1 pseudogene is annotated in these 279 nt (G+C 65.9%); it reads left to right on the top strand.

What is annotated here, in order from left to right:
* Nucleotides 1–279: pseudogene (locus AB4Y32_RS40550) on the top strand (IS21 family transposase); the annotation flags it as partial.

The raw sequence follows: 279 nt of genomic DNA, 5'->3' as shown, positions 1-279 counted from the left end.
ACGGCGCTGACTGGCCGGCGCTTCGAGTCGCTCGAGGCCCAGAACGAATTCCTGATGCACTGGGAGGAGAACTGGGCAGCCAAACGCATCCACGGCAGCGCGCGGCGGCAGGTCGAGGCCATGTTCCAGGAGGAGAAGCCGCACCTGAGGCCGTTGCCGGCAACCGGATTCCGCTACTTCAGTGAGGTCGTGCGCACCGTCTGGGACGACACGACAGTGAGCGTCGATCGCAGCAATTACGCAGCCCGGCCCGCGCCGATCGGCAGTCTTGTGTGCGTG

Origin of the sequence: Paraburkholderia phymatum (assembly GCF_040965635.1) — a bacterium.
Lineage (GTDB): Bacteria > Pseudomonadota > Gammaproteobacteria > Burkholderiales > Burkholderiaceae > Paraburkholderia > Paraburkholderia phymatum_B.
The sequence above is the reverse complement of the archived record's forward strand: the minus strand, read 5'-3'. Positions and strand labels throughout refer to the sequence as shown.